Genomic DNA, 13,080 nt, shown 5'->3' with positions numbered 1-13,080 from the left:
TATTATTTAATATTCGGTCCGGCTAGCTTGTCCGCAATGATCTGCAATAGTGCTAGAACATCGAGCGTATCAACCTCCTTATCGCCATTCACATCCGCAGCCGCATATTGAGCTGCATTCTCTTTACTTGGACCAATAACAATTAGTTTAAGAATTCCCGTCGCATCCATTACATCAATTTTGTTGTCTCCATTAACGTCGCCAAGCATCATATTTGTAATGGTAATCGCTGCATTCTTCGATCCGATCCGCGCATATGCCGTCTCTCCTGTGGCGTTCATCGTTATCGCCTGCAAAAGCTCGAACGAAATCGCTGTCGTTTCATCCTTTGCAATATCCGCTTTGGCGCGGAATACCAGGTTGGCAACCACCGTTGGCTCGTCCGTACCAAGTGCAGCATCAGATACACTTGCGAAGCTGACTGTACCAGGTGTTGCTGTATTGGTAGCGTTTGTTTCCTTAAACTTCGTTAACTCAAATGATTCTAGTGTCAGCAGTTCTTCATCATAACGAATGACGCCTTCAAGACCAACGAGATCAGATGCCTGCTCTACGTTAACAGGTACCTTGAAAATACTACCCTTCGTAACGGATTGATCCACGGCACTCAGTTGCATCCCATTCTCGCCGGGATTCGGTTCATCGTCCGGATACAAATTAAGATCCATAGCGAATTGGTTTTTGTCGCGGAACAGTTTGTCATTTTTGACGGAATACCAATTCACATTCACATTGTTGCTGCCTTCCTTGAACGTCATCAGCATAAGCATGCCTAAGTCTCGCGGCTGCATGAATTGGGCATCCACCAGCATTTGCTGGACTGAATTGCCATGTTCGCCGATATCCTCTCTCACAACAAGATCCGGATAGCCAATATGCCCCGAAAGTACCAGCACAATGTTTTCGTGTTTGCTTACGAATTCATTCCACATATCATCGCCGTTATTTGCGTCATTGATATAAGCGGTCGGGTAATCGATATGGCGGGTGCTAATAAGCTCTCCGTTGTGATACACATAATTATGAGTTTCGACGATAATTCGTTTATCTGGGTTTTCAGTCGCGATTTGATTCGCCCATGCCAATACGTCATCGTTTGGAGCAAACTCCATCGCAATGACCATATACTCCACGCCGCCTATATCGAAGTAATGGTACGTATTCTCCATTTTGCCTTCTTGAAAAGCACCTCCGAAGGTGGATAACTTGGAATATTTGCTGTACGGAAAGTAGTTGTTGTAATTCGTGTAATTGCGGGTCAAATTCGTTTTATTCAAAATCACGTCATGATTGCCTGGTGGCGCCACATAAGGTACTATGCCATCCAAATACGAATACGCTTCAGATGCGACCGCCCATTCTGCTGTGCTCGATGCCGTATCTACGATATCGCCCACGCCTATCGCTAGCTTGATATTCATATCGTCAGCATGATCCTTAATCCATTTCATATATTTCTTCATCTCTTCAGGATGCAATCTCGTCATATACTGGGTGTCAGGAATAACAGCGATCGTATAATCACCTTCTGCAAATTCGGGCTCGAGCCAATTAGTCGTTTCATTATCGTAGATGATCCCATCGTTCTTATTGGCGGAGACATCCGGATACACGCCATTAGCGGCTTGATTGAGCTTCCAGTTCCCCATCAATCCCGCTTCATCTCCTTGCAATGAAACCTTATAATTCGTTTTTATCTCTTCGTCCGTTCGGCTAGTGGACCATACACGAACATCGGCGATTTGACCCTTGAATGTCATCAGCGGCTTGCCGTCTGTGCCATATCCTCTAAAATCCGAACCGATCTTCAGCTCGCGTGCGGTCCTGTCGTTCGGAATCTTCGCCTTCAAAACCTCCTCTTCTAGTTTTTCTCCATTGATATAAGTACTCGCTGTATTGTTTTTGTCATCCAATACCATAGCGACATGAACCCAATCGCCGACATTTACGTTAATATCCGAATAGTAATTGATTTCACTGCTTTTATCGGCTCTCCAGTACAATTTCGGATTGCCGTTGCTGCCAATCTCAAAGTTAAACCGGGAAACATCACTATAATATTGATCTTCGTAATTCCCCAAAACTACTCCAACTGGTTGATCCTTTGGTGTATTGGCCGGCACATTTACCCAAGCTTCAACCGTACGAGGGGCACCCGATAGACGTTCCTCAGTCATTAATTCCAATTGTCCGTTGGTAAAATCGGTGCCCGCTCCTTCAAATTCGCTTATGTAAGGCGTTTCGATCTCATAAGCTTTTTTGAAGCCAAGCGCTGTACCGTTAATTTTACCGGCTTTATCGACTACCATATTCGTAAGAGGGACAGAGCTGTCCAGTGACCAAGCATGCATTAAACCTTCTTCACTGCCCTTGATTTCTATATTGACATTATCTTTAATCTCATCCAACGTACGGACATCACTCCACAATCTAACCTCTGCGACCTCCGCTCTAATGTGCATGGAATTCCTGGTGTCCTTTCCGATGCTGTGTACGTACTGAGGAGTGACCTGTGCAGCCAAATCCAGATTTTCAAAGGTGGCAATAACAGCTCCATCTTGGATTACGGTTACTCTCTTATTCACAACGTCTCTGGTCACCGCCAGATGCGTCCATTTCCCCGTCGCAATATTTGCGCCTTGGGTCGATTTATCGATCAGCTTTGAATTGGATAGTTCATAATAACGGAATTGGTTGTCGGCTTTGAGTTCAAGGTTAAATTGAGTGCCTGCATTCGCGTTGTAATTCCCGAACAAAACCTGACGCTGATTGGGGTTAACTGCAAATTTAGCGCGCATCTCAAAGGTGGACGGTACATTACTCAGCTTCTCATTAAGCTCTACAGCGTTGCTTTTCGCCGCATTAAAGACCAATCCGTAAGGGTCGCCAGACTCCTCAGCTTGTGCCGGAGTCATGAAGCCTTGCATAACCATCATGACGGCTAACGTCAATGTAATGAATAACTTTCTTTTTTTCACAATTATCGCCCTTTCTGCCATTTGATTAAAAAAGATAAAATTAATACCGATCCGCATCCTGAGGTAAGGTTATCGTCTGCTTGCTTTATCGTATTGACCATTGCCTTATACGTAACTCACCCTCTCAAATCAGTTTGTCATTCCCCATCGCCCGAATCGAAGCATGCTGTTGAACTACAGCAAGGTAAAGTTAAGCACCTATGGTTCATGCTTTTTAAAGTATATAGAAATAATGCATTTTAAAGCAATATATTTTGCCGTTTTTAACAGTAACTTAATACTTTGTGCAGTATATTAATTTTAAAAATGCAAATTATATAAAAAAAAGCCCTTCCCGCTGTTAAAGCGGGAAAGGCTGCCTTGGCGATTCCTGTTCTGTCCGTCCATTACCGGTTAACTCTGTTTGTAAACGACTTTCATTCCTGAATGTTTATACTTTTTCACAATATCTTCATTAATTGAAGAGTCCGTAATAATCATATCAATCTGATCCAGCGGACAAACATTCAAATAAGAAACCTTCTCGAATTTGCTGGAATCGGCCGCAACATTAATCTGCCTGGCACTTCCTATCATCGCCTTAATAATATCGATTTCATGAATACGGAAATCAGTTAAACCTTTGTTAACCGAAATCGCATTAATCGAAATAAATACCTGGTCAATATTGTATCCGGCGATATCCTCTTCACACTTCTTCCCATATAACGCGTATTCTTGTTGGTCCAAAATGCCGCCTGGCACAATGACAGTGAAGCTCGCCTTGTTGGAGAATTGTTCGATAATACGCAATCCGTTCGATATAATCGTCAGCCTTTCGAAATTTTCGGAGAGCTTCTTGGCGATCTCCAAAGTTGTCGTCCCCGCATTTAAAGCAATGGCTTGGCCTTCGGATACATATTCGCATACCAACTGAGCGAGCTCTATCTTTTTCTCTTTGTTTCTATTCTCTCTATAAAAAAATACACTCTGGTCTCCGTGATCGTCAGCTGGAATAGCGCCTCCATGGACGCGCTTAAGCAGCTTCTTCGATTCCATATTTTCCAAATCCCGTCTGACTGTATCAATCGAAACATTGAGAACATGGACTAGATCGGTTACTTTAACAGAATCGTTTTGCTTTAATATTTCTTGTATTTTTTTGTAGCGCTCTTCTTGGAGCATGAATCCACCCGCTTCCGACAATCTGACAATTGTACAATCAATTGCAACATCAATAGTATACATTTGATAATGCCAGTTCTCAAGTGGTTGGTTCTTTGACAATCCTATTTTTTGCTTTATTTTGCGTGATAAATAAAAAAAGCCGAATCGTTACACATTCATCTTCAATTTCTTCTTGATTATTCTCGCCACAATTTCCAGAATAATAGCGAATGCCAAAATCATGTACGTAATGAGTCCGATTTCCCGTACATCGAAATAATAATTGCTGGCCATAAACATATCATAGCCGATGCCTCCAGCGCCTGCCGCAGCGCCCATCGCTAACGCAACTGCGAAGTTGATCTCGAAGCGCATAAACGTCCAAGAGATCAGATACGAGATTGAAGAGGGAAGGACAGCCTGAAACACAATCTGCCACCAATTAGCTCCGCTGGCTTTCATCGCTTCAATAACACCATCCTCCATTTCTTCGAAAGACTCGGAATACGCTTTAACCAAGTAACTCACGGAGTGGAACGTCATGCCTATAACAGCGGCCACACTCCCAAGCCCTGCCGCTACAGCAAAAATAAGTACCCATAATACCGTGGGAACCGCTCTTATGAAGGCAACGATGCTTCTGATGAGCAGCGATACTGCCGGACTCGATAGATTACGCGCAGCAAGTAAGCCAAGAAATAGAGCAATTACCCCGCCAAACAGCGTCGTTAAAAAAGCAAGCCCTAGCGTGATGACCACTTGCTTCAGCGCCTCGGCTAAAGTGAAATGCTTTGCCCTTGCTTCTAGGAACATGGTGCCGAGCGTATCGCCCGTGCCTTTCACTGCCTCCAAGAGATTTAGATCCTTGTAGTCAAACGTGAAAAACCCGAATAACGAAAGCGCTGCTAGCGTCATTAAAGTTAGTCGAATTACGAATGAAGCTTTATTAAAGGGCTTAACTATGCGATTCATGTTACATAATCACTCTCCTCACATAGCTTGATACAGACTCGATAATCATGATGGCAATGACGATGACGACTACGACTAAGGAGGCGGCACCGTAGTTCAAGCTTTTGTAATACAGATTGAATAAAAATCCAATGCCTGTCCCAGTTAGAATACCAATTAAAGTCGCTTGTCTAATATTCGTTTCGATCGTGAACAAGATCCAGCTCAGCAACTGAGGAATACTCGATGGAATGACAGACTGTGCAATGATAGCCAGATAACTCGCACCTGTAGCCCTTAACGCTTCTACGGAGCTGTTGCTGACTTCATCAATAGACTCCATGAAAGCCCGTGTAAGAAAACCGAATGAGCCGAAAAACAAAGCCAAATAACCCGTCAGCACGTTCATCCCGAAGGAGAACAGCAATATCATCGACCAAGCTGCTACGTCGATATTACGGAATATTGTCGCAATCCAGCGGCTTGCCAGGCTGAATACCCCGTTTATACCTGTCGTCTGCGAGCCTAGGACTGCGAAAGCCAGTGCAAATACCGATGCCGTGGTCGTTGCCGCGATGGAAACCAATAGCGTCTCTATGAGCTTTTCCAGTATATCCGGCAGTTTCATCATCGATTTCTCATCCGGATAAAAGTTGCTGACCGCCCATTGTACCGCTTTAGGAATCGAAGTAAATCCCTTTATCACATCATACTCCGTAATTATTATCGCCAGCATCGTAGCTGCAAGCATCAGTGCGCAGAACAACAGGGTGTTCAGTCTTTTTCGCAGAAAAAAGTTATCCCGCATTAAGGCCACCGTTCGAATCAAGCAACTCATCCAGCTCCGAGCCATATATGTGATGAAGACGCTCCTTCGTCAATCCCTCTGGAGTACCATCGTATACGACCGTTCCTTTGTTGACTCCAATGATGCGATCCGAATATTTCAGTGCTACATCGACTTGGTGCAAATTGACGACGACCGTAATTCCCATAGTGGAGCAAATATTGCGAAGATGCTCCATAATGACTTTGGAAGCATTCGGATCCAATGATGCGATCGGCTCATCGCATAAGAGCATCTTCGGATCCTGTATCAGTGCCCGCGCAATGCCTACGCGTTGCTTCTGGCCGCCGCTTAACTGATCACAGCGTTTATAGACTTGCTCCTCCAAGCCCAGGATCTGCAGAACACCGTACGCCTTCACCTTCTCCTCCTCAGTATAAATACCGAGCACGCCAGCCAAGGTAGACTTATACCCAAGCCTTCCATGTAGAACATTCTCGAACACACTCAACCGGTTAACCAGATTGTAATGCTGAAAAATCATTCCGATTCGAGTCCTTAGCCTCTTCAGCTCTTTCTTATTTATTGCTAACACATTCTTGTTATCGAATAGGATCTCCCCGCTGCTTGCTTCAATCATTCGATTAATGCAGCGAAGGAGAGTCGATTTGCCCGCCCCTGATGGTCCGATGACAGAAACGAACTCCCCTTCATTCACAGCGAAGTTAACATTCGATAACGCCTTTGTATCCGAGCCGTATTGTTTCGATACATGCTTGAATTCCAATAACGTTGTCATGAGTAACTCCTTTTCTCTTTCCCAGTTGTTTTAAAAATGGCCGTATGACGCGATGCCGAATAAAATTTCTTATTTAGCCATTTCGCGAACCGGGTTGAAGAAAGCGTCGTCCACCGGTACAAATTTCTCTTTACCCGATTTTTTCTTAAAGATGCTTGTTCCTTCGCCATCTTTCGGAAGGAAAATTTTCTCGTTATTCGTTACAGCGTCAGATGTGAATATTTCCAATAATTTCTGTTGGTCCTCTTCACTAAGTGTGTTTTTGTTAACTGCAAAAGGCTGGTTTAGAACAGGCGTAACAGAGATTAAAGTGAACTCTTTGTTCGCTAGTGTATTGAACGGTTCTTCCGCACCTTCTTTCACTTTGTATACTGCACCTGGTTTATTCGCATCGCCGGATACAAGCTCTACATAGTTCTCCACGCAAGTATCGCAGAATGCTGCAATGTCGGCTTTGCCGGACAAGAGGTTGACTGCCGCTCCTTGGTGCGATCCGCCAAATAAAACCTCACTGAACAATTTGTCGTCTCCGCCTTGCAGAAGATCTTCAGTCGTCAACGTCTTGTACTTGTCCATTTTGCTGAAGTAGCTGATAATGCCTGCCGATGGAACCTTGAATCCGGATGTAGAGGAATTCGATACGAATGAAAATTTCTTGCCTTCCATTTTATCGAGAGCGAAATCGCTGCCATTCATGTATTCAGATTCTTCGCCTTTGTTAACTGCGAGCCAGCTGTAATAAACAGCATCATCGAGCGTTCCGGACTCACCGCTTTGCACAAACAAAGACTGAACCTGATCGTTCTTTGCGTTAGCATCAATGTAGCCTTGCGCTCCCATGTAACCAATATCCGCGTTGCCGTTTGCGATGGCTTCAATCGCGATAATATAGTCGGTCGTCGTTTGGTGTTCTACTTTTTTGCCTGTTGCTTCTTCAATAATTTTCGAAAACTCGTCGCGTGCGTCTTTCAACTCGGCTCCCGATTCATTCGGATACCAGACCATCGTAATGGTGTCTTTCGATTTCGCCGGTTTCGAACTGCTGCTGCCATTCTCCGCTGAGTTATTGCTTCCGCATGCCGCAAGAACAGTAATTAGTACAAAAGTAAGAACGATCGATAATGCCTTTTTCATCATCTAACACTCCTTTGTTTTTTGTATATCGAATGCTTATATCAAGCGTAGCCGGCTGTTCTTTGCGTAATGGAAGTACAAGCCAAACATGACGCTGAGAATTTAAAGCAGTGAAACGAGCATATGCTTCAGTTCTTCAGGCGAAATAGGAGCGGGGTTGTTGTCCATTCTTCCTTTTGTGTATGCTTGGGCGATAATGGCTTCAATTCCTTCTTCAGTAACGCCGTAATCGTTCAGATTGCCCGACAAGCCGTATAGTTCATAAATGGATTGAACAAACCGTTGCACGCCTTGAACATCCTCCGCTCCGAACGCATGAAGAAGCTTCCTCGGCTCTACTAACGTAGAATAGTTATGCTTTAGAACAGTGGCTAACGTCACGCTGGCAGCAATACCATGATCAATGCCGTAGGATAATGTCAACGGATAAGAAATGGAATGGCAAGCGGTCGTTCTCGTATTGCTGAAGGCCAGACCTGCAAGCACGCTGCCTAGTGACAATTGCTCTCTGCAACCAAGCTGCTCAGGACTTTCTTTCAGCAATGGCAGCGCATTCCGAATTCGTTCAATCGCTTCCAGAGCATACAAACGGGAGATTTCGTTAGTATGAACGGACCAATAGGCTTCAGTGGCATGGCATAACGCATCCAGAGCCGTTGAAACGCTCAAGCGGAGCGGCATGGTCAAGGTTAGCTCAGGAAGAATCAAAGCCGCGCTTGCAAACAAACGTTGATCGGATACCGAATACTTGCAGCCGAGCTCCTCATCCCATATCGTTGCCCAGCTCGTTACCTCAGACCCCGTTCCGGAGGTAGTCGGAATGCCGATCCATGGCGCGAATCCTGTTTGTTTATTATATTGCTCGCCTGTGATTGCCTTCCTAACATCCTCTGGGCTGTCCAGATTTAAGCGCTGCAGTGCCGCTAAAGTTTTTGCTGCGTCCATTACACTTCCGCCGCCAATCGCGACAATCAATTCATAATCGAATGAGTTAACCTGCTGAATAAGTTGATAGATATCCTTAATGTCGGGATTGTTCAATGTGACTCCATGAATAAAAACGTCTTTATCGGCTAAAATGTCCTGAACAGGCTTCAAACATTCGGATTTCTCGACTTCAAACCCTCTAGTTAAAAGCAATACGCGCCGTACCCTAGCATACTCGTGCTTTAACTTATCGCAGAGCGCGCCAAGAGATGCTTCGCCGAAATAAATAGATACCGGATTAAAGTAATGATTCATCTGAGCTCCCTCGCTAGACCGCTTAGTTCAAGTTCTTTTATCACGGCTGGAAGCTGGGATATTGAATTAATAATGAAATCAGCTCCCGCTTTTTCGAACGATTTTCTCGTCTCGTCCATTCGCGCTTTCAGCGCGCCTGCGTCCATCATCTCTACCTCTGATTGTGTCAGTCCAAGCTCGCTGCTGCCCGAGATGATAGCCACTGTCCATACGCCTGCGTTCTTTCCTTCATAAATGTCAGATACCGTGTCCCCGACCTTCATCACTGAAGCGGGAGGAAATATCCCGAGTTCTGTCATATTACGGAATATCATATACGGATAAGGGCGTCCCGCTTTCACCTCATCTGAAGCAATCATAAAGTCAGGCGAATATCCTTTGCGCCTTGCCTCAGGCTCGATAACATCCATCATTCCTTTGGTGTAGCCCGTAGTCGAGCCAATAACGATCCCCGCTTCACGGAGAAGACTAATCGTCTCCAACGCTCCTGGTATCGGATCCGTATACGCTTTTAACGACTCCATCAAGGTCGATTCAAAATCGGAATATAATCGATCGATATCTTCTTTAACAGGTTCAGTACCGTACTTGTCAATCCATTGTCCCCGTACCCTATCCATCTGCAATATCGCTTGAATATGATCCCACTTCAACATGCCCATAGGTTCTCTTGCTTCCCGATTTGTGATGGGCACTCCCGCTTTATCGAATGATTCCAAAAATGCGTGCATTGGGGCAAAGCAACCATAATCAATGACCGTTCCTGCCCAATCGAAAATAACCCCTTTAATGCGCTCGTTATTGTTGTCCATTACGTCTCCTCATTTCATTAACTTCGTCGAACAACTCTGATTATAGAGAATAATTCAAAAAGCCGCAATATAATTTGCTTTATTTTACGTACTTTTAACAATTCAATGCTTTTTTATGCTGTTTTAACATTGCGAAAACATAAAAAGCTGCAAAACGAGGGTTAAAACAACTCAATACTGCATTTGCCTGATCACGTGCTGCAAAAAACTGAGTAGTAATTAAGGCATCTTAGGGAAGATCAAGCATTCTTCCTGAGGGTTGTTGGTTAATGCCATCATTTTTTTCAAATACAACATTATGATTTATCCATTTATTTTTAGAATGGAAAGGATATTAGCTAGAACTAGAATGCTTAAGAATATAAACAAACAAAAAAAACTCCCCGCAGTACCCTGCAGAGAGGTCCCCTCTCATAAAATATCTTCTCATCTCGCTTATCCTTAAGTATTTCACGACTTCCAGGAGCCGCAGCGAATGCATAATCTCACGCTCCAGCAGATACTAAAAGCTAACCTCATTCTTTTGTCTAATTTTCTTGTCATCCAACATCGAACGCCCCGCCACGTAGGTATGGTCTCCGAATAATAACCGTGACAACAACTTTATTCCACTAAACACAAAAAAGCCGCGATTTACGCGGCACTTAATGAGATAAAGTTGTTGTCAACCGACACATGGCTGTGACAAGTCAGGTTATGAGATACTAATGAGCTCTTTGCATTTATAAAATTAAAACGTATTATAGATATTTTCACATTCTTCTCCGGTCGGTTCATAAAAGCAGTGCTTCTTCCATCGTCCTGCGAGCGGCTGATTATACCAAGTTGGCGGACATGGACCGGGATTTTCGAACGATCCTGGACGGAAATACCATAAGGAGAATTTGGCTGGCCAATTCCGCTCCCCATTCACTGCCCGTTGCGCCAGACGGCGTTCCCTGTCTCTTGCATTTTGATAGTACAAACTATGTTGCAACGCTTCGAACGCATGCTCCTGGTTGATCATTTGAGGAATTGTCCGGATATCTTTAAAATCGGAGCAATTCCCTCTTATTCGGTTAATGCCAACATTTCCAACAAGCAGCATTCCCATTTCGCCTTCGGTCTCAGCTTCAGCTCGAAGCAACCTTGCCAACATGTTAATATCCTGTTGCCTTGCTTTTACGACTGCCATTGACTCACCTCTTTAGATTTCTAGACTCATCATATTGTAGGTGAAGCGAATGTGTTACTCTGGCATAAGAAAGAGCGATAATAAATTGCCCACCACACTCTTCTGCCCGTTAGTTTAATGAAATATTGGTTGCTTGTTAAGATCTACAGTCCACTAATTATAAAAAGGATTACGTCTATTTCCAAAAGGTCCAGCTTGGCTGACAATCACTTTCTTAACTGCAACCCATTCAGTAGACTGATGAATTGTTTTTTCGTCGATGCCTCTTTATCATGCTTCGAGAATTCCAATACATATATTATTTTTTCTTGAATAGGTATGACTGCGAAATAGACGTCATGTGTGCCGGTCAGGCCAGAGGCGGCCGTACCGTTATCCGTGTCGAGCGTATAGAGCTTGCCGCTTCCGATGGAAGTATCAATTACTTCTTCATCTGTAATTTCACTATGGTTCGGCTTATACATGTTAAAGCTGAAATCGACAGTATACGGGTACGTGACAACACTTCCGAGATTGATTCCATTCTCGTCGGTGAGGGATGCGCCAAAGTGGTCTTCCGTATTCAGGCTCCATCCCTTCGGCAGGGTCAATTCCAAATTGGAGATGCCGTTTTCGATCATTGAATTTGGTTGGCTTGATTTCGAATGTTCCCCAGAATCAATGGTGTTTTCGATATTCTGGGTAGGAGAAACAGATAAGTTGGTATGGTTATTCTTTGAGGCGATATCTTCCTGGTTATCAGAACAACCAGCAAGAACGAAAACCAGCAGTTGAACAACCAATAGCAGTTGCGTTTTTGTCATTCTTAGACTCCTTTTAGTTATTGAACTCAAACTAGAAGTAGAGATGGTGGATAAACAAATACATAATTTACATATTGGAAATATTCTGCCGTTAGTATGGATAAGGGTCGCCATGTAGTATCTCTTCTAAAATTGAACAATCGTTCTCCATTAGTACAACCCATTTTAATTCCTAAAATTCAATCGGTTTATTGTTTTTGTCAAAATACTGAATACCGCCAGTTCCTGTAGGAAATATAAAGCACTTCTGATTTGGTTCTTTTGTAAAGGTTCCTATTCTGGTTGTATAAGTGTTTATTTTATTTAAAATACTCTCATCGATGATAAATTCAACTAAGTATTTGTCAGAAAAACCTCCAATGAATCGCTGTGGAATCTTTGTCCCCTCTACATTCTCCCAATGTTTCGAAAATGTTCCATTACCTGATTGATCCAAGTAGAAACCTACCTCTGTATCGTTCTTATATGCAATTGCTGTGTACTCCTTGTACTTCACCAACTCAATTACGTTAATGTTATTGTCACTAATAAAGGCCTCAATAACTTTATCATCTGGTCTTACTGGTTGTGATATACATCCAATAATGAGGGTAGCAACAACTATCATTGTTAGAATTAATTTTATAGGAAACAGTTTACCCACCACCCAAATGATTTGCATTTGGCCTTTAATTTTTATCAACAATTGCATCACTCTTAGTTTAATAAAAATGAACAGGCTAACACTCACCTGCTCAACATTAAGTATGATTCAACTATCGTTCTCCGTCAGTAAAACAAGAATCCAACATTTTTTTATTCGAGCACTCCTTTCCAAAAAGACCGTTAAAACAAGAATTAACTCCCTGTACTAGAGATCATTGTTCCCGTAAATATAGACGCACATCGATAATAAAAGGTTCCTTTTTTTTAAAGTTCAATATTAAGTTGTACTGCCCTTTATTTGAGTAACAGCGGCTAATATTCTAAAAAAAGTGCCTTTAATTAATTGGTCAAAAAGCCGCTATAATGACCACCTGATAGTCGGGATAGCCAAATTTAGAAACCAGCATCTGTAGCTATAAGGTGTATGCTTTTAGTGTGTTTGGACTAAATCCCTTAATCTGCTTTTCGACTACATACAGTTTCCTTAATTCACCAAAATTCATAATAAAACTTCCCATTAGACCTAATAATTCTAGAGTTGCTTTTAATGAGAAGTTTTAATATAATTTGCGTTCCCCATTAGCACAATGATTCTCTTAAATCGAAGTT

11 protein-coding genes are annotated in these 13,080 nt (G+C 43.1%); all 11 read right to left on the bottom strand.

Going from position 1 to position 13,080, the window contains the following annotated elements; translation table 11 throughout:
• Positions 1–2: 2 nt before the first annotated feature.
• The 11 genes from AC1DOV_RS30120 to AC1DOV_RS30070 all read right to left on the bottom strand — a co-directional run bounded on the left by AC1DOV_RS30120 (position 3) and on the right by AC1DOV_RS30070 (position 12,511).
• Positions 3–2,978 carry a LamG-like jellyroll fold domain-containing protein gene (locus AC1DOV_RS30120; protein ID WP_477551821.1) on the bottom strand — a complete coding sequence of 992 codons (2,976 nt, stop codon included), beginning with the start codon at positions 2,976–2,978 and terminating at the stop codon, positions 3–5.
• 393 nt (positions 2,979–3,371) lie between these two features.
• Positions 3,372–4,244 (bottom strand): DeoR/GlpR family DNA-binding transcription regulator, encoded by an 873-nt coding sequence (locus AC1DOV_RS30115; protein WP_477512060.1) that lies wholly within the window; start codon positions 4,242–4,244, stop codon positions 3,372–3,374.
• A 48-nt stretch (positions 4,245–4,292) separates the two neighbouring features.
• The gene (locus tag AC1DOV_RS30110; RefSeq protein WP_477512059.1) at positions 4,293–5,096 is read right to left on the bottom strand and encodes a PhnE/PtxC family ABC transporter permease; all 804 of its coding nucleotides are present in this window, start codon (positions 5,094–5,096) and stop codon (positions 4,293–4,295) included.
• Position 5,097: 1 nt separating this feature from the next.
• Positions 5,098–5,883 carry a PhnE/PtxC family ABC transporter permease gene (locus tag AC1DOV_RS30105; protein WP_477551840.1) on the bottom strand — a complete coding sequence of 262 codons (786 nt, stop codon included), beginning with the start codon at positions 5,881–5,883 and terminating at the stop codon, positions 5,098–5,100.
• Positions 5,873–6,661 (bottom strand): phosphonate ABC transporter ATP-binding protein, encoded by a 789-nt coding sequence (phnC, locus tag AC1DOV_RS30100; protein WP_441884541.1) that lies wholly within the window; start codon positions 6,659–6,661, stop codon positions 5,873–5,875. Before phnC ends, AC1DOV_RS30105 begins: the two co-directional genes overlap by 11 nt.
• Before the next feature lie 69 nt (positions 6,662–6,730).
• Positions 6,731–7,795 carry a PhnD/SsuA/transferrin family substrate-binding protein gene (locus AC1DOV_RS30095; RefSeq protein ID WP_441884539.1) on the bottom strand — a complete coding sequence of 355 codons (1,065 nt, stop codon included), beginning with the start codon at positions 7,793–7,795 and terminating at the stop codon, positions 6,731–6,733.
• Between the two features lie 102 nt (positions 7,796–7,897).
• A complete protein-coding gene (locus AC1DOV_RS30090) occupies positions 7,898–9,037 on the bottom strand; it encodes a phosphonoacetaldehyde reductase (RefSeq protein WP_477551820.1) in 1,140 nt (379 codons plus the stop codon).
• Positions 9,034–9,849 (bottom strand): phosphonoacetaldehyde hydrolase, encoded by an 816-nt coding sequence (gene phnX / locus AC1DOV_RS30085; protein WP_477551819.1) that lies wholly within the window; start codon positions 9,847–9,849, stop codon positions 9,034–9,036. Before phnX ends, AC1DOV_RS30090 begins: the two co-directional genes overlap by 4 nt.
• Before the next feature lie 730 nt (positions 9,850–10,579).
• Positions 10,580–11,023: a cell wall hydrolase gene (locus tag AC1DOV_RS30080; RefSeq protein WP_076270629.1), complete on the bottom strand. Its 444-nt coding sequence runs from the start codon at positions 11,021–11,023 to the stop codon at positions 10,580–10,582.
• Between the two features lie 206 nt (positions 11,024–11,229).
• Entirely contained in the window at positions 11,230–11,826 is a 597-nt protein-coding gene (locus tag AC1DOV_RS30075; RefSeq protein WP_477551818.1) for a hypothetical protein, read from the bottom strand.
• A 172-nt stretch (positions 11,827–11,998) separates the two neighbouring features.
• A complete protein-coding gene (locus tag AC1DOV_RS30070; RefSeq protein WP_477551817.1) occupies positions 11,999–12,511 on the bottom strand; it encodes a hypothetical protein in 513 nt (170 codons plus the stop codon).
• Positions 12,512–13,080 lie beyond the last annotated feature (569 nt).

The sequence above is a fragment of the Paenibacillus sp. 01T47 genome, from assembly GCF_056398245.1.
This window is presented reverse-complemented; position numbering and strand designations above follow the sequence as displayed.